Origin of the sequence: Bacillus sp. CCB-MMP212, assembly GCF_022748145.1 — a bacterium.
Classification (GTDB): Bacteria; Bacillota; Bacilli; order Bacillales; family Bacillaceae_G; genus Bacillus_A; species Bacillus_A cereus.
Map to the genome: position 1 here is coordinate 409,903 of NZ_JALDQE010000004.1, position 15,606 is coordinate 425,508.

A 15,606-nucleotide genomic window follows, 5' to 3' on the forward strand; every position below is an offset into this window, starting at 1 on the left:
ATTATAGTAGCAGTGCGTCATAGATGAACTTAGTTGCTACGTTTCCTATGTTAATCCCCGACTATAAACTGCCTCTAAATAAAACATTAAAAAAAGATAAACTAATTCCTAAAAAATGTTCATATTTATAAAAAATCGCTAGATTACTGTAGTGCCTACGAGTAATCCAAAAAATACATTGTAAAGAAGAAGGAAAGCCGCTAACAATAATGTAATTGCTAATAGAGCTAATCGATTGTAGTACAAAACTTTTGAGAAAAACTGTAGGAGTGGTGTTTTTGTAAGACTCTTTCGTTAGCAATCGGTTGTACATCATCATAAATTTGAACACCTATTGTATCGGGTAAGAAGAAAGTAGCCCCTTCATTGTTCGCAATATGTTGTACGTGAATAACTGTTTTATGTTTTTCACGAAATGCTTTCAAAACTTCTTTCGCTTTTTGTGCGGCTTTTTCAGGTTGATGTAATTCCATATTGCCGCCTTCAAAGTAATCATTTTGTATGTCTACTAATAGTAACGCTTCGTTCATCGTTATTCCCCCATACTTAGTGATTCAGCACGTTATTTGTACTGTACCGTTATTATATAAATTGTAGCTATGCGGAAGTAATAACGTTATGAAACGATTTTAACGGATATAGTTTCAGTGTGAAAAAAGTGAAAGTTGGTATAAGTACAAATGGATTTTGTGGAATTCACAGCAAGGTTATAGATAGAGTGGCATCGCAGGGTTAAAAATCATACCTTTGCTGGAGGAGCGGGTTATGTTTTTTTATGAGGAAATGCGATTTTAAGTTTTTGCTGAAGATGTTTTTCTAGGATATGCTGTGAGTGATTGGAGTGAGGTAGTGTCAGATATTGTCGACCAATCGATATATTGGAAAAATCGTTGATATATTGTGAGTTGTGATAGATATATTGAGAAAATCGTTGATATATTGTGAGTTATGATAGATATATTGGAAAAATCGTTGATATATTTGTAAAGGGGTGTTTGAGGTGATTGTGAAAGAGAGAAAAATGCCGATTTATATAAGACAGTTAGAAGCACTTCTTAGAAGGTTACCTGTACATCATCCGAAACGAAATTTAATTGGAGAAAACTTGGCAAAACACATGGCGGGGTATAAAGGAGAGCAAGCGATTGATTATCCGCTTAGTTTTATTTCTGAGAAAGAGTATAGTGTTTTACATGATGTTCGCTTATGTAATTATGATAAATACTTTCAAATTGATACTATTATCCTTTCCACAAAGTTTCTTCTTTTTCTTGAGATAAAAAATATAGCAGGTACATTAATGTTTGATGCAAAGTTTAATCAACTTATCCGAATAACAGAAGGAAATTCAGAGGGATTTCCAGATCCGGTTTTACAAATAAAAAGGCAAGAAATACAACTAAAGAAATGGTTAAACTCACATGGATTTTCCTCTAGTCTTCCAATTGAGTCCCTCGTTGTTATTAGCTCGCCTCGTACCATTATAAAATCTTCAGATGACAATCTTCTTCATACAATTATTCATAGTGCCAATTTACCTCATAAAATAAAGTGGTTTGAAAGTAAATATAAGAGAAAAGTTATAGATAATGTAGATAGGCTCATTCATCAAATAATAGCGGAGCATTCTCCACTTCAACAAAATATACTTGAGCAATATAAAATAGAAAAAGAGGAGTTGCTAAATGGAGTACAATGTGAGAAATGCTTAGTTATTCCAATGGTTAAAGTTAAGAAGGGTTGGCGTTGTACAAGTTGTAAAGATTTTTCAAAAGTGGCACATGTGGATGCTATACGAGATTATGCATTGCTCATTAGTAAGACATGTACGAATGGTAATTTGAAGGAGTTTCTCAATGTTTCGTCGGGTATGGTTGTAAACAGAATTCTCCACACACTAAATCTTCCCTACACTGGAAACAACAAAGGACGAATATATGATTTAACTTCTTTCCAATCGTAATTTTGCTATAATAAATAAGTACTTATACGAAGGGGAGTCTAAAGAGAAAATGAAGTCATTTAATATCGATCATGTTATAGCTAGTGTTTTGCAATGGATATTAAATATAGCTTTAATTATATTATCCATTGTGTTATCAATTTTCTTAGTGAATGAGACGATCACGTTTGTGCAGTATATTTTTTCGTCAAAAGAGTATACGTCTTATAAATTGGTTGAAAGTATCATCGTCTATTTCTTATACTTCGAGTTCATTGCATTAATTATTAAGTATTTTAAATCGAATTATCATTTCCCGTTACGTTATTTTATTTATATCGGAATTACGGCTTTAATTCGATTAATTATTGTGTCTCATGAGGAACCGATGGAGACGTTATTATACGCAGGAGCAATTCTTGTTTTAGTTATTGCTTTATACATATCGAATATGAGAGATTTGAGAAAAGAGTAGTAGTGCAGACGTAAGTTTGCACTACTTTTTTACATCTTGACCTTCAAGTTACTTGAAAGTTTACAATGAAATTAGGGCGTTTGAAATCGAAAAAAATTGAGAAATTAAGTGAAGAGGTTTCTTTTACTTGGAGGTTATAGGAATGAATCAGGAATTGAAGTTACGTCCATTGGAACGAGAAGATTTAAAGTTCGTACACGAACTGAATAATAATGCGCATATTATGTCGTATTGGTTTGAAGAGCCATATGAGGCATTTGTGGAGCTGCAAGACTTATACGATAAACATATACATGATCAAAGCGAACGCCGATTTATCGTTGAGAAAGACAATGAAATGGTTGGATTAGTTGAGTTAGTAGAAATCGATTATATTCATCGTAGAACAGAATTCCAAATTATTATTGATCCGAATTATCAAGGGTATGGTTATGCAGTAGAGGCGACGCGTTTAGCAATGGATTATGCTTTCGCTGTATTAAATATGCATAAGATATATTTAGTTGTGGATAAGGAAAATGAAAAAGCAGTACATGTTTATAAAAAGGTTGGATTTATTGTAGAAGGTGAGCTTATCGATGAGTTTTTCGTTGATGGTAACTATCATAATGCGATAAGAATGTGTATGTTTCAGAAGCAATATTTTGAAAACAAGTAGTTGAAAGATTCGGAAGTAATGTTGACGCTTCATAAAACCGTATGCTAAAATCCCTTTTAAGTATTAAGGAAGGTGCAGAATATGCTTTATATAAAATTTGTAAAACTCATTAGAAAACTTTGCTCCGCACAAATGTATACGGTGAAGCGTTGTACGGAGCTTAATCAAGGGGTATAAATCCCCTATATTCATCGGCTGAATAACTTTTCTAAAAAAGTATAGTTTATCTATGCTTATTTCGTTATGGTTTTTCAGCTGGTGTATAAAATAGATTAAGGGGCCATAGACAATGCTTTGTCTATGGCCCTTTGTGTATATTATTCCGATGAGTCTTTACCGTAAATTGGAGTAGTATAGGAAAAAACACGAAGCAGAGGGCTAGTGTCGAATGACGCTATCTCTCTGCTTTTTTTAATTTCAGGAAAAGAGGAATAAAAATGAGTTTACTTAAAGTTGAAAGTTTATCACATAGTTTTATAGATAAAGTATTATACGAGAATGCTTCTTTTGATTTGCATAAAGGGGAGCATATGGGAATTGTTGGGCAGAATGGTGCAGGAAAAAGCACATTAATGAAAATATTGGTGGGGGAAATTATTTCTGATAAGGGAGACATAAAGTGGCAACCTAATATTCAAATTGGGCATCTTGATCAATACGCTGAAATTGATGAGGGTTATACCATTTCACAATATTTAAAGAGAGCTTTTTATGATTTGTATGAAATGGAAAAGAGAATGAACAAGTTATATGAAGAAAGTGCGATGACTGGAGATGAGAATCAACTACTAAAAGCGGCTGAAATGCAAGAGCAGCTTGAGGCTCGTGATTTTTATTCAGTAGACAGTATTACGAATAAGGTGGCAGCCGGTTTAGGTATTGATGCAATTGGGATGGATCGTGTTATTGGTGAATTAAGCGGAGGGCAGCGTGCAAAGGTAATTTTAGCGAAGCTCTTATTAGAAGAGCCTAATATTTTATTACTAGATGAACCGACGAATTTTCTTGATAAGGAGCATGTGGAGTGGCTTGCTAATTATTTAATGAATTTTGAAGGAGCGTTTATTGTAGTGTCACATGATTTTGATTTTCTGGAAAAAGTAACTTCTTGCATATGTGATGTAGAGTTCGGAACAGTTAAGAAGTATTACGGTAAATACTCAGATTTTGTAAGGCAGAAGGAGCATTTGCGAAAAGATTACATTCGCCAATATTATGCACAGCAAAAGAAAATTGAAAAAACGGAAGAGTATATTCGTAGAAATATTGCTGGGGTGAATTCAAAAATAGCGCAAGGTCGTCGAAAACAATTGGAGCGTATGGAAAGAATTGCGCCACCAAGTTTTACTCATAAACCGTCTATTCATTTTCAGGAACTTCCCATTTCAGTTCAGACAGTTTTTGAAGTAAATAACCTTGAAGTTGGTTACGACTTCGCTCTCTTACCAAAGTTGAATTTTTCAGTAATGGGTGGGCAAAAACTTGTTATTACAGGTTTCAATGGAGTAGGGAAATCTACTTTATTAAAAACAATCGTTGGAAATATTGCTAGTATTTCTGGAGAGTTTCACTTTTCAGAGCAACTAAAGATTGGATATTATGAGCAAGATTTAAATTGGAGCAATGATTCTTTAACGCCGCTTCAAATTATTTCAGAGCAGTTTCCTAAACTGAATATGAAGGAAATACGCCATCATTTAGCTGCGTGTGGTGTGAAGGATACGCACGTTTCGCAAGAAATTCGTACGTTAAGTGGTGGTGAACAATCGAAGGTGAAACTGTGCGGATTATTACTATCACCGTGTAACTTCTTAATTTTAGATGAGCCGACAAATCATTTAGATGCAGAAGCGAAGGAAGCTTTGCAAAAGGCGCTAATTAATTTTAAGGGCAGCATTATACTCGTATCTCACGAAGCGAGTTTTTATCTTGATTGGGCAGATAGCATCTTTCATATAGAGACAGGATTAGTTAAGGGGGTGTGAAACATATGAGTGAAAACAATTGGAAAACGAAAATTATATTATTTTTGACCGCTCAAACTACTTCGTTGTTCGGCTCCTCTCTCGTGCAATACGCGATTATATGGTATATCACCCTTACAACATCATCAGGAGTGATGTTGACTATTTCAACTGTTTGCGGTTTCCTACCACAAATTGCGATATCTTTGTTTGCAGGTGTTTGGATTGATCGTTATGACCGTAAAAAGATGATTATGTTATCGGACGGAATTATAGCGATTGCGACGTTAGTCTTAGCAATTTTATTTTTAACAGGATATAAAAGTATTTGGTTACTTTTTATCGTGTTACTCATTCGTTCAGCTGGAACAGGAGTACAAACGCCAGCTGTGAATGCATTAATTCCGCAAATCGTTCCGAAAGAGTATCTTATGAAAGTAAATGGAATAAATAGCAGTATTACATCTTTAATTATGTTTCTTTCTCCAGCAGCAAGTGCGACGATTCTTTCTATTGCCAGCATTGAAACAACATTTTTTATTGATGTTATTACGGCTATGATTGGAATTAGTATTATGTTTATCATTCAGGTGGAAGGACATGTGAATGTAGAGAATAAGCAAAAATCTAATCTACAAGGAATTAAAGAAGGATTCTCTTATTTAAAAGAAAATGTATTCATTAAAAGGCTAATCGTTTTATTAATTATCGTCATGATTTTAATAAGTCCAGCTGCTTTTTTAACACCTTTAATGGTAACTCGTTCTTTCGGGGGCGAAATGTGGAGACTTACTGCTAGTGAGATGACCTTTAGTGCGGGTGCGGCAGCTGGTGGCGTATTGATTGCGGCGTGGGGTGGCTTTCGTAATCGTATGTATACAACAGCGCTAGCTTGTGCTTTATATGGACTGCTTATGATTGGACTCGGAATAGCACCGATATTTATTATGTATTTAGTATTTAATTTTTTAATTGGTATAACAATGCCGTGCTTCAATACACCAGTTACTGTGTTATTGCAGGAGAAAGTAGAACCATCGATGCACGGACGGATGTTCAGCCTTGTACAAATTGCGAATTCATGCGCGCTTCCTTTAGGAATGATAATATTTGGTCCGTTGTCGGATATGCTTAGTGTAGAGATTTTGTTAATTTATGCTGGGATATTCGTGTTATTTTGCGCAATGTATATTGTATTAAGCAAGAGGTTTGAAGTGTAAATATTTATAATTTAGAAGGTTTGTGAAGTGATTTAAGATGCTTCGTAAACCTTTTTGTTATTAGTCTAGTCAATAACTATTTATTGTTAAACGATAAATAGTTATTGACTGTTAATGTTATTTTAGATAATATGATGTTAACGATTTAAGGAGAATTACATAAGTAGAGGAGAATGTGAAATGAAAAATAAATACGTAGTAGCTATTTCTTTCATGATTTTAGCGATTATTTCTTTAACTATACATGCTTCAAACAGTAAAGTAGGAGCGGATGGATTCCTTGAAGAACCTTTCTTTTTCCTAGTACCGATAAGTTATGTATTGTTCCTTAGTGGCATTGGTGTATCATTATTTGGATTTATTACTTCAAAGCTGAAAAAGGGCAATAGATAGGGGCTACCAATAGGGACAAAACACTCACTATGAAATAGAAACATACCATATGGAAAAAAAGAATAAGTGAGATGAATCATGATGAACCATCATTTTTATAATGGAAGACAAGTAGGATCGGCTATTACTTGGGCAGGGGCACAGGGAACAATTCATGCTGTGTATCAGGCTATTCACATGCAGCAGCAAGCACAAGCAGCACAAATGATGCAAAGTCAGTATATGCCGTATTCACAGCTTCCGATGCAAATTGTACATTACGATGTACATCCAGCTGGTTTATTTTCCATTCCATATGGCGGGACATATTTCTTATGAAAGAAAGCGACTCAATAGAGTCGCTTTTTTTATATTCCACCTAGCTTCATCCCAAGGAATGCGAAGAGGATACCAATTATGTAAGTAGCACTTAAATATAAAAGGAAGATGTACGGTTTTTTAAGATTGAGAAGCTGAACAGATTCTAATTTAAACGTAGAAAATGTAGTGAATGCGCCCATAAATCCAGTACCTAATAATAGTTGCCAGCCTGTAGTAACTCCGTTGCCAATTATATATCCGAGTAAAAATGCTCCTGTTATATTAATAAGGAATGTAGCAATTGGAAATTGTGTTTTATTTCTTTTCTTAAACCAATTGCTAATTGCAAATCGTGTAATCGCACCGAAAAATCCTCCTGTTGCGACTAATAAAGCTTCTATCATGAGTAATCACCTTCCGTAAGAGATTTCTTAATTAAGAAATCTCCAAGTGTATAGCCAAGGCCAGACATAATGAGGCCACCAAGTATGCTACATGATACATATAAGAAGGCTATGCTCCACTCAGAATGATTGATCAATTGCACAGTTTCTACACTAAATGTTGAAAAAGTCGTAAAGGAACCGATGAATCCAGTCCCGATGCCTGTGATAACCTCTGAAGGTAAGATGTTTAGCCGAGCGATATAAGTAGTTAGCCACGCTAAGAAGAAGCAACCGATTAAGTTAATGAGTAATGTTGCTAATGGAAATGAATGATGCCAAAATGTGGAGATATTAAGACCTAAATAATAACGAGAAAGAGCTCCTAATATACCGGCAATGCCGACGATAATATAAATCAATTTTCTCACCTCTTTAAATAGCTTGCTCAAAAAAATAGACTCCTACCAGTATGTATACTGGTAGGAGTCATTAGCTAAGCAGCGTTTATGGCGAACTCCATCGCCTATGATTATTACATATAGTGTACTAAATATACCGTTTAATTTCCAGTGAGGAGGTGGGTGTAACGTTTCTTTTTTTGATGCCTGAAGGTTTTTTTTAGTAATTAAAATGGGATCGATTACTTATCAACTAAATATAGTGATATACGGTTTTAATTATGATAAAATGTTTCTTATGTGTGTCGTTTTGTTTTATTTGACTGAAAATAAAGAAAAATAAATTCGCGTGAAAAGGAGTCATTTATTTGAAGAAATTTTTAAAAATCGTATTTATATGTGTTTTAGTAGTAGCGGGCATTGTAGGAGGATTTCTAGCGTATATGACACTTACTAAAGAACAGCCTGCTGATGTTATAAGCTTGAAGGTGGAGAATAATAAGGAGCGCGTATTAGCGACTGGAAATGAATTTAAAGTTACAACATTTAATATTGGATATGCTGGGTTAGATAAGGACCAAGATTTCTTTATGGATGGTGGAAAGGGATCTGGTTCAAGTAGTAAAGAGCAAACGGAAACTAATTTAAAGAATATGCTTTCGTTTTTACAAAATGAGAATAGTGATTTTGCACTATTACAAGAAGTTGATATAAAGTCACTTCGTTCATTTGATGTAAATGAACATGAATTTTTGAAAAAAGGATTACCTGATTATGTTTCATCATTTGGTAAGAACTACGATACGAAATGGGTTCCAGTGCCAATAACAAATCCAATGGGCTATGCGGAGGCTGGATTAAGTACGTTTTCTAAATACACTGTTCAAGAAGCGAAGAGGTTCCAGCTTCCTGGAATGGAGCCTTGGCCAAAGCGTTTGTTTGATTTAGATCGAGCAATTGTGGAATATAAAATCCCTGTTAATAATGGGAAACATGTTAGACTCGTAAATTTACATTTGTCTGCTTATGATGAAGGCGGGAAAATTAGAAAACAGCAAGTAGAGTATTTAAAAGAATATATGAACAAGCATTATGAAAATGGTGATTACGTAATAATGGGCGGAGATTGGAATCAATTAGTTTCAAACGCTCAATTAAGTGATCCGAAGTTCGTGAAAGAGCGTCCTGAGTGGTTAGTAGAGTTACCGAAGGACTTTACGGACGGTGGCTTTAAGTGGGCTGTAGATCCGTCTGTTATGACTGTGAGAGATGATGTAAAGAAATATGTAGAAGGTGAAAATTTCGTCACTATTATTGATGGCTTTATCGTTTCACCGAATGTAGAGATCGTAAATGTACAAGGGAAAGATTTAAAGTTTGAAAATAGCGATCATAACCCAGTAAGTGCGGTATTTAAACTGAAGTAATTGATATGTATAAGTAGAAGGTGGGGCTTCATATGGAGTGGTTAAAGAGGACTTGTTTTTCTAACCTTGAGAAAGAATCACAGAAAAATCATTTATTACTGTTTATAACGATTTGTAGTTTCTTCCTTGGGATAATCGCGATTGGGTATTATGGATATATTTTTACAGAGAGAGCAATAGCGTTTTGGATTTGTGGTATTTCTGTCGTTGTATTTGGAACGCTTTTTACTTTTATAAAAAGTATGGAATCAGCGTATAAATATATCATGACATTTATGTTGCTTACAATGTCTTACATTATGGTACAAGCTTTTAATGAAAGCCCGGCTGTATTTCAAATGGTCTATTTTACATTAGCTGTTTCACTTATTTACTTAAGTGAGCGCCTCATTTTAATTCTTGGCGGGGTAGCTGTTGTGATCACATTTATCCTTTGTAGCTATTGGCCGGAGCAATTTTTTGCTTATACAGCCTCATCTGAAGCTGCTAATTTCGCAAGTTTGTTAGCGATTGTAACAATCGCTATGTGGGGCGTCACGAAAATCGGTTCTAATCTGCTCCTTCGTTTAAGTGATGAGAAGCAAGAAGTAATGAGAAAAGCTCAGGAGTTAGAAGAGACGCAAAGACTTATTGAAGAAACAGTTTTGAAACTAGATAGTAATTTCAATCATTTAAGACAAAATATGAACACGTCGATGGAATCGATGAGTGAAATTAATTTTGCCTTTGAAGAGGTGGCAGTTGGTACGCAATCACAATCAGAGATGATGTATCGTTCGGTAGAAGTATTGAATGATATGGAGGGAAATATTGAACAAATCATCTCTCAAGTAAGAACTGCATCGGCTCGTGTGGATGAAAGCTTAGAAATTTCAAAAGGTAGTGTACATACTCTAAGAAATTTTGAAACTAACATGAGAAGTTTAAATGATGTTGTTTCACAGTCTGGAATTATATTTAGAGATTTAATGATGCAATCGAAACAAATTAATGAAATTGTAGATGTAATAACGAATATTTCAAGTCAGACGAGTTTGCTAGCTTTAAATGCAAATATTGAAGCTGCCAGGGCAGGCGAGCATGGAAAAGGTTTTGCTATTGTAGCGAGTGAAGTGTTAAAGCTTGCTGAAGAATCAAATCGTTCTGCGGGAAGAATTCAAGGGATTTTGAAGGAGTTTAGTAATCAAGCAAGTAAGGTAGAAGTGCAGGTAGAGAAGTCAGAAAGAGTACAAGAAGAGTGTAACGAAATGTTAGCAAGCGTTTTAACAAACGTAACTGATTTAGGGAAGTTTATTGATGCGATTAATGAAGTAATGCGAGAGGTTGTTGTTCATCAAGAAAGTTTCCAAGTTAAAACGACGAATATCGTAAAGGATGTTACGCATGCTTCTAACGTAATTCAGCAAACTTCTACAGCTACAGAAGAAGTGCTAGCGAGTGTGGAAGAAGAAAAACATCGAAATGATACGTCAGTGAAGACGTTACAAACTGTTAGCGAGCAAGTGAAGTTGTTAGAAGATATTTTAGAAAAGTAATATTGCTTGGAAAGAGCACAAATGATGTGCTCTTTTTTCATTGAAACGAATACTTGATAGGAATTTAATTGCTTTTCTGCGCGTTTTCTGCCAAGCTTAAGGAGATAAAGTGAGACTAGTACATACTGATTATTAGCCCTCACCAATCAAGCTATCCGCAAATAGCGGAATAAAATACTTCAAAGAAAGAATTATATAGGTGACGCATATGATCGAAGTTAAGACTTCTGAACTTAGTGATGGAGAATTTAATAGAGGTGTATTTGCAACTCGTGATATTAAAAAGGGTGAGTTGATACACGCAGCACCAGTTATCTCTTATCCGAATGAACAGCATGAACATATTGAGAAAACGTTACTTGCTGACTACGCATTTGAGTATGGGATCAATCATACGGCAATCCTTTTAGGATACGGTATGTTATTTAATCATTCATATAAACCGAATGCAACGTATGATATTGTCTTCGAGAACCATACGTTTAACTTCTTTGCTTATAAAGATATAAAAGCAGGAGAAGAAATTTTAATCAATTATAATGGTGAAGTTGATAACGATGAGCTGTTATGGTTTGATAAAGAAAAAGAAGAGAACGAAAAGTAATATAAAGAGTATAGAAAGAGCACATTCTGTCGGATGTGCTCTTTTTTATTGATGTAAATAAAGTAAAAAGTACAAAAAAATACCACTTTCTTTTTGTATGGTATAGTAAGATACTGAGGGATAGTGTTTTGAAAAAGTCACATATTTTACAAATTGTTGTCTTTCTGATGACATGTCAAGTTTAGTAGTCCATTTGGGTTGCTTTATTATGCAATATATATTTTAATATGAGTGGCACCTCTTATAAATTAAGAGGTTTATAGGTGTCTCGAATTGATTTTGGGTACACTGTATCCACCACTTTAGGTTCTTTCATGTACGTGGGGATATTATGGGCCCGTATAACGGGATAAAATGAATATAGAAATAGAGGAATCGTAAAATGAATATGCAAGAGGTTTATAAATATTTAAGTACGGTATTGCCTGAAGGACATGTTAAACAAGATGAAATGTTAAAGAATCATACGCATATTAAAGTTGGCGGAAAAGCAGATGTTTTTGTTGCGCCTACAAATTATGATGAAATTCAAGAAGTTATCAAATATGCGAACGAATATAATATTCCAGTTACGTTTTTAGGAAATGGATCGAATGTCATTATTAAAGATGGTGGAATTCGCGGGATTACAGTAAGTTTAATTCATATTACAGGTGTTACTGTAACAGGAACGACGATTGTAGCACAGTGTGGTGCAGCAATTATTGACGTATCACGTATTGCTTTAGACCATAACTTAACGGGTCTTGAGTTTGCTTGTGGTATTCCAGGTTCAGTTGGCGGAGCGTTATATATGAATGCTGGTGCTTACGGTGGTGAAGTATCGTTTGTGTTAACAGAAGCTGTTGTAATGACAGGTGATGGAGAGCTACGTACTTTGACGAAAGAAGCATTTGAATTTGGATATCGTAAGAGTGTATTTGCTAACAACCATTACATTATTCTTGAAGCGAGATTTGAACTTGAAGAAGGTGTACGTGAAGAAATTAAAGCAAAAATGGATGATTTAACGTTTAAGCGTGAGTCAAAACAGCCTCTAGAATATCCTTCATGTGGTAGCGTATTTAAGCGTCCACCAAATAACTTTGCTGGTAAGTTGATTCAAGACTCAGGACTACAAGGTAAGCGAATTGGTGGAGTGGAAGTTTCTTTAAAACACGCTGGATTTATGGTGAATGTTGATAACGGAACAGCACAAGATTACATCGATTTAATTCACTTCGTACAAAAGACAGTTGAAGAGAAATTTGGCGTGAAGTTAGAGCGAGAAGTAAGGATTATTGGAGAAGATAAGGAATAACGAAATACGTATGAAGATATGAATTATTTTAAAATAATATTTGGGTATTGTTGACAATTTGTTTTCAATTCAATATAATGCTAATAATTTAACAAATAACATACGTTGAAAGAGCCCAGTAGCAGTTTGTCACTGTTAACGAGAGAGCTAGGGGTTGCTGGAACCTAGCACAAACAAACTTGCGAATTACACTCTGGAGTATCTTAGGTAATGCTAAGCGGACTAGCAATCGATATTATTGCTAAGAGTGGTATGAGTAGCTATGCTATTTATGCAAACTGGGTGGTAACACGGTGAATAATCGTCCCTATGTCTATCGTAGACATAGGGGCTTTTTTGTTTTTAAAAAATAAAGGGGATGACAAAAGATGAATATTATTGATGAATTAGAATGGCGTGGCGCCGTTAATCAGCAGACTGACGAAGAAGGTTTACGTAAGCTAGTAGAAGAGAAAAAGATTTCACTATACTGCGGAGTTGATCCGACTGGTGATAGTATGCATATCGGACATTTGATTCCGTTTATGATGATGAAGAGATTCCAATTAGCTGGCCATCATCCTGTTATTTTAATTGGCGGGGCAACAGGAACAATTGGTGATCCGAGTGGACGACAATCGGAGCGTCAACTTCAAACGTTAGAAGTGGTTCAGCATAATGTAGATGCGTTAACAGCACAAATGAAAAAGCTATTTGATTTTGGCGGAAATAGCGAAGTGAAGATGGTAAATAACTATGATTGGACACATGAAATAAATATTATTGAGTTTTTACGTGATTACGGGAAAAACTTTAGCATCAATAGCATGTTAGCGAAGGATATTGTAGCAAGCCGTTTAGATACAGGTATTTCTTTCACAGAATTCACGTACCAAATTTTGCAAGCGCTGGATTTCCATCATTTATACACGAAAGAGGATGTTCAACTTCAAATTGGTGGTAGTGACCAGTGGGGAAATATTACGAGTGGTTTAGATTTAATTCGTAAGTTAGAAGGTCATGAGGCGAAAGTATTCGGATTAACGATTCCGTTATTATTAAAATCGGACGGTACGAAGTTTGGTAAATCAGCAGGTGGTGCGGTTTGGCTTGATCCTGAAAAAACGACACCGTTTGAATTTTACCAGTTCTGGGTAAATACAGATGACCGTGACGTAATTAAATACTTGAAATACTTTACGTTCTTAACGAAAGAGCGTATTGATGAATTAGCAGCGAAGGTAGAAGCGGAACCTCATAAACGTGAAGCGCAAAAAGTGTTAGCGGAAGAAATGACGAAATTCGTTCATGGAGAAGAGGCATTATTACAAGCTGAGAAGATTACAGCAGCGTTATTTAGCGGGGATATTAAATCGTTAACAGCTGATGAAATTGAACAAGGCTTTAAAGAAATGCCAACGTTCCAGTCTTCAAAAGAGACGAAAAACATCGTAGAGTGGCTAGTCGATTTAGGAATTGAACCATCTAGACGCCAAGCACGCGAAGACATTAATAATGGTGCGATTTCTATGAATGGTGAGAAAGTAACAGATGTGGGTACGGATGTTACTGTAGAAAATTCATTTGATGGCAGATTTATTATTATTCGTAAAGGGAAGAAGAACTACAGCCTTGTGAAGTTAGGCGAATAGTTTGTGTGAAAGGATGGGAGTAGGAAGAATACTTCCATCTTTTCGTATACACAATTTGGACATAAAATAATCAGTAAATTTAGATAATTAAAAGGGTTATATTATTCTTTTGCCGAATAAATAAGTTAGAGAAAATTACGGATAAAAATAGCCCGAACCATGCTGGGCATGATTCGGGCTTATATTCAGATTAGTAAGCTAAGCTGAATAGACCTTTAATGTGTGATAAGTAACGAACGTTACTTGCTTCTTTCATTAATGATGCTGGTAAGCCTTTAAGTGGAGTATTGCTTGCTCCAATTGTAGCAACCGCATCTTTACGTCCTAGACTAGCAAGTGTTCCAGAGTTTACAGGTGCGAACTCTTCGAATGCTTTGCCTTCTAGTGCTGCGTATAAGTTGTATCCAATTAACTCACCCATTTGCCAAGCGATTTGTGCAGTTGGTGGGTATGGACGACCGTCTGGAGAGAAGACAACAGCGCTGTCTCCAGCAACAAATACGTCTTTGTGAGAAGTAGATTGTAGGTATGCATCAACTGTTGCACGTCCACGGTTAACTTCAAGACCTGATTCACCGATTAATGGGTTACCTTGAACGCCACCTGTCCAAACGAATGTGTTAGCAACAAGTTTTTGACCGTCTTTTAAGTCGATTTCATTGCCAGCAACGTTTGTTACAGGAAGACCAGTTAAGAATGTAACGCCGCGTGCTTCTAGGCTAGTAGTTGCACGTTCGATTAAGTGGTCTGGTAATACTGGAAGGATTTTTGGACCTGCTTCAACAAGAAGAAGTTTAACTTCTTTTGGATTTACGCCGTGGCTTTTTGCAAGTTTAGGCATAATGTCAGCAAGCTCACCAACTAGCTCAACGCCAGTTAATCCGCCACCACCGATTACGATTGTAGCATCAGCTTCGTTTTTCGTTTTCGCGTATTCACGAATACGGTCTTCAACGTGTTTGTAGATTTTGTTTGCATCAGCAGCAGATTTTAATACCATGCTGTTTTCTTCTAGTCCTGGAATACCGAAGTAAGCAGTTTTACTTCCTAAAGCAACTACAAGTGCATCGTAAGATAAAGTAGTGCCGCCAGCTAGTTTGATTTCTTTGCTATCAACTGAGAATGACTCAACTGTTGCAATTTTAAGATCGATATCTTTACCTTTGAAAAGCTTTGTAAGTGGCATTGCAATTGCTTGCTCAGACACGTTACCAGCTGCAAGGCGGTGTAATTCAGTGATGATTTGGTGTGTTGGGTATTGGTTAATCACTGTAACTTGTGCTTCTGATTTGCTGTAATATTTACGTACGTTTAAAGCGGCAAGAAGACCGCCATAACCAGCGCCTAAGATGACAATTTGTTTTGACATAGTA

Annotated in this window: 15 protein-coding genes, 1 pseudogene, 1 riboswitch and 1 other annotated feature; of the genes and pseudogenes, 12 read left to right on the forward strand and 4 right to left on the reverse strand. The window is 35.6% G+C overall.

All coding sequences use genetic code 11. The annotated features are described in order from the left end of the window. Positions 1-257: 257 nt before the first annotated feature. A pseudogene (locus MRP26_RS13830) lies at positions 258-530 on the reverse strand (isochorismatase family protein); the annotation flags it as partial. A 476-nt stretch (positions 531-1,006) separates the two neighbouring features. Between MRP26_RS13830 and MRP26_RS13835 the strand changes: the two are divergent. The 7 genes from MRP26_RS13835 (at position 1,007) to MRP26_RS13865 (ending at position 6,970) form a co-directional block, all read left to right on the forward strand. Beyond that, positions 1,007-1,963 (forward strand): nuclease-related domain-containing protein, encoded by a 957-nt coding sequence (locus MRP26_RS13835; protein ID WP_016079776.1) that lies wholly within the window; start codon positions 1,007-1,009, stop codon positions 1,961-1,963. A gap of 49 nt (positions 1,964-2,012) precedes the next feature. Continuing rightward, complete coding sequence (psiE, locus tag MRP26_RS13840; RefSeq protein ID WP_000834709.1) at positions 2,013-2,417, forward strand: phosphate-starvation-inducible protein PsiE; 405 nt, start codon at positions 2,013-2,015, stop codon at positions 2,415-2,417. A gap of 142 nt (positions 2,418-2,559) precedes the next feature. Continuing rightward, positions 2,560-3,075, forward strand: coding sequence for a spermidine N1-acetyltransferase (gene speG, locus MRP26_RS13845; protein ID WP_001071094.1), 516 nt, complete (start codon positions 2,560-2,562; stop codon positions 3,073-3,075). A gap of 437 nt (positions 3,076-3,512) precedes the next feature. Beyond that, positions 3,513-5,060 carry an ABC-F family ATP-binding cassette domain-containing protein gene (locus MRP26_RS13850; protein WP_197242278.1) on the forward strand — a complete coding sequence of 516 codons (1,548 nt, stop codon included), beginning with the start codon at positions 3,513-3,515 and terminating at the stop codon, positions 5,058-5,060. A gap of 5 nt (positions 5,061-5,065) precedes the next feature. Next, a complete protein-coding gene (locus MRP26_RS13855) occupies positions 5,066-6,259 on the forward strand; it encodes an MFS transporter (protein ID WP_197242277.1) in 1,194 nt (397 codons plus the stop codon). Between the two features lie 180 nt (positions 6,260-6,439). Further along, the gene (locus MRP26_RS13860) at positions 6,440-6,652 is read left to right on the forward strand and encodes a DUF3955 domain-containing protein (protein WP_242806209.1); all 213 of its coding nucleotides are present in this window, start codon (positions 6,440-6,442) and stop codon (positions 6,650-6,652) included. A 78-nt stretch (positions 6,653-6,730) separates the two neighbouring features. Next, a complete protein-coding gene (locus MRP26_RS13865; RefSeq protein ID WP_029443564.1) occupies positions 6,731-6,970 on the forward strand; it encodes a DUF3947 family protein in 240 nt (79 codons plus the stop codon). Positions 6,971-6,999: 29 nt separating this feature from the next. Here the strand turns inward: MRP26_RS13865 and crcB (MRP26_RS13870) are convergent, their stop codons facing one another. Continuing rightward, positions 7,000-7,356 (reverse strand): fluoride efflux transporter CrcB, encoded by a 357-nt coding sequence (gene crcB / locus MRP26_RS13870; protein WP_000568579.1) that lies wholly within the window; start codon positions 7,354-7,356, stop codon positions 7,000-7,002. Further along, entirely contained in the window at positions 7,353-7,757 is a 405-nt protein-coding gene (crcB, locus tag MRP26_RS13875; protein ID WP_069356665.1) for a fluoride efflux transporter CrcB, read from the reverse strand. The genes crcB (MRP26_RS13870) and crcB (MRP26_RS13875) overlap by 4 nt, the downstream gene beginning before the upstream one ends. A 54-nt stretch (positions 7,758-7,811) precedes the next feature. Beyond that, positions 7,812-7,871: riboswitch (Fluoride riboswitch) on the reverse strand. Positions 7,872-8,104: 233 nt separating this feature from the next. Between crcB (MRP26_RS13875) and MRP26_RS13880 the strand changes: the two genes are divergently transcribed. From MRP26_RS13880 to tyrS, 5 genes are all read left to right on the forward strand, one after another. After that, a complete protein-coding gene (locus MRP26_RS13880; protein ID WP_074618689.1) occupies positions 8,105-9,163 on the forward strand; it encodes an endonuclease/exonuclease/phosphatase family protein in 1,059 nt (352 codons plus the stop codon). Positions 9,164-9,195: 32 nt separating this feature from the next. After that, a complete protein-coding gene (locus MRP26_RS13885) occupies positions 9,196-10,698 on the forward strand; it encodes a DUF4077 domain-containing protein (protein WP_078400849.1) in 1,503 nt (500 codons plus the stop codon). A 208-nt stretch (positions 10,699-10,906) separates the two neighbouring features. Continuing rightward, entirely contained in the window at positions 10,907-11,302 is a 396-nt protein-coding gene (locus MRP26_RS13890; RefSeq protein WP_000573647.1) for an SET domain-containing protein, read from the forward strand. Positions 11,303-11,684: 382 nt separating this feature from the next. Continuing rightward, entirely contained in the window at positions 11,685-12,602 is a 918-nt protein-coding gene (gene murB, locus MRP26_RS13895; protein WP_001057106.1) for a UDP-N-acetylmuramate dehydrogenase, read from the forward strand. A 96-nt stretch (positions 12,603-12,698) separates the two neighbouring features. Beyond that, positions 12,699-12,914, forward strand: a binding site (T-box leader). A gap of 56 nt (positions 12,915-12,970) precedes the next feature. Continuing rightward, complete coding sequence (tyrS, locus tag MRP26_RS13900) at positions 12,971-14,233, forward strand: tyrosine--tRNA ligase (RefSeq protein ID WP_075719252.1); 1,263 nt, start codon at positions 12,971-12,973, stop codon at positions 14,231-14,233. Between the two features lie 190 nt (positions 14,234-14,423). On the opposite strand, the gene MRP26_RS13905 is transcribed toward tyrS, so the two are convergent. Beyond that, positions 14,424-15,602 carry an NAD(P)/FAD-dependent oxidoreductase gene (locus MRP26_RS13905; RefSeq protein ID WP_000043199.1) on the reverse strand — a complete coding sequence of 393 codons (1,179 nt, stop codon included), beginning with the start codon at positions 15,600-15,602 and terminating at the stop codon, positions 14,424-14,426. Positions 15,603-15,606 lie beyond the last annotated feature (4 nt).

Bases quoted from the DNA above. Each gene is read 5' to 3' on its own strand.
- psiE (WP_000834709.1), top strand. From the start codon at position 2,013: ATGAAGTCATTTAATATCGATCATGTTATAGCTAGTGTTTTGCAATGG.
- speG (WP_001071094.1), top strand. From the start codon at position 2,560: ATGAATCAGGAATTGAAGTTACGTCCATTGGAACGAGAAGATTTAAAG.
- MRP26_RS13850 (WP_197242278.1), top strand. From the start codon at position 3,513: ATGAGTTTACTTAAAGTTGAAAGTTTATCACATAGTTTTATAGATAAA.
- MRP26_RS13855 (WP_197242277.1), top strand. From the start codon at position 5,066: ATGAGTGAAAACAATTGGAAAACGAAAATTATATTATTTTTGACCGCT.
- MRP26_RS13860 (WP_242806209.1), top strand. From the start codon at position 6,440: ATGAAAAATAAATACGTAGTAGCTATTTCTTTCATGATTTTAGCGATT.
- MRP26_RS13865 (WP_029443564.1), top strand. From the start codon at position 6,731: ATGATGAACCATCATTTTTATAATGGAAGACAAGTAGGATCGGCTATT.
- crcB (WP_000568579.1), bottom strand. From the start codon at position 7,356: ATGATAGAAGCTTTATTAGTCGCAACAGGAGGATTTTTCGGTGCGATT.
- MRP26_RS13885 (WP_078400849.1), top strand. From the start codon at position 9,196: ATGGAGTGGTTAAAGAGGACTTGTTTTTCTAACCTTGAGAAAGAATCA.
- MRP26_RS13890 (WP_000573647.1), top strand. From the start codon at position 10,907: ATGATCGAAGTTAAGACTTCTGAACTTAGTGATGGAGAATTTAATAGA.
- murB (WP_001057106.1), top strand. From the start codon at position 11,685: ATGAATATGCAAGAGGTTTATAAATATTTAAGTACGGTATTGCCTGAA.
- tyrS (WP_075719252.1), top strand. From the start codon at position 12,971: ATGAATATTATTGATGAATTAGAATGGCGTGGCGCCGTTAATCAGCAG.
- MRP26_RS13905 (WP_000043199.1), bottom strand. From the start codon at position 15,602: ATGTCAAAACAAATTGTCATCTTAGGCGCTGGTTATGGCGGTCTTCTT.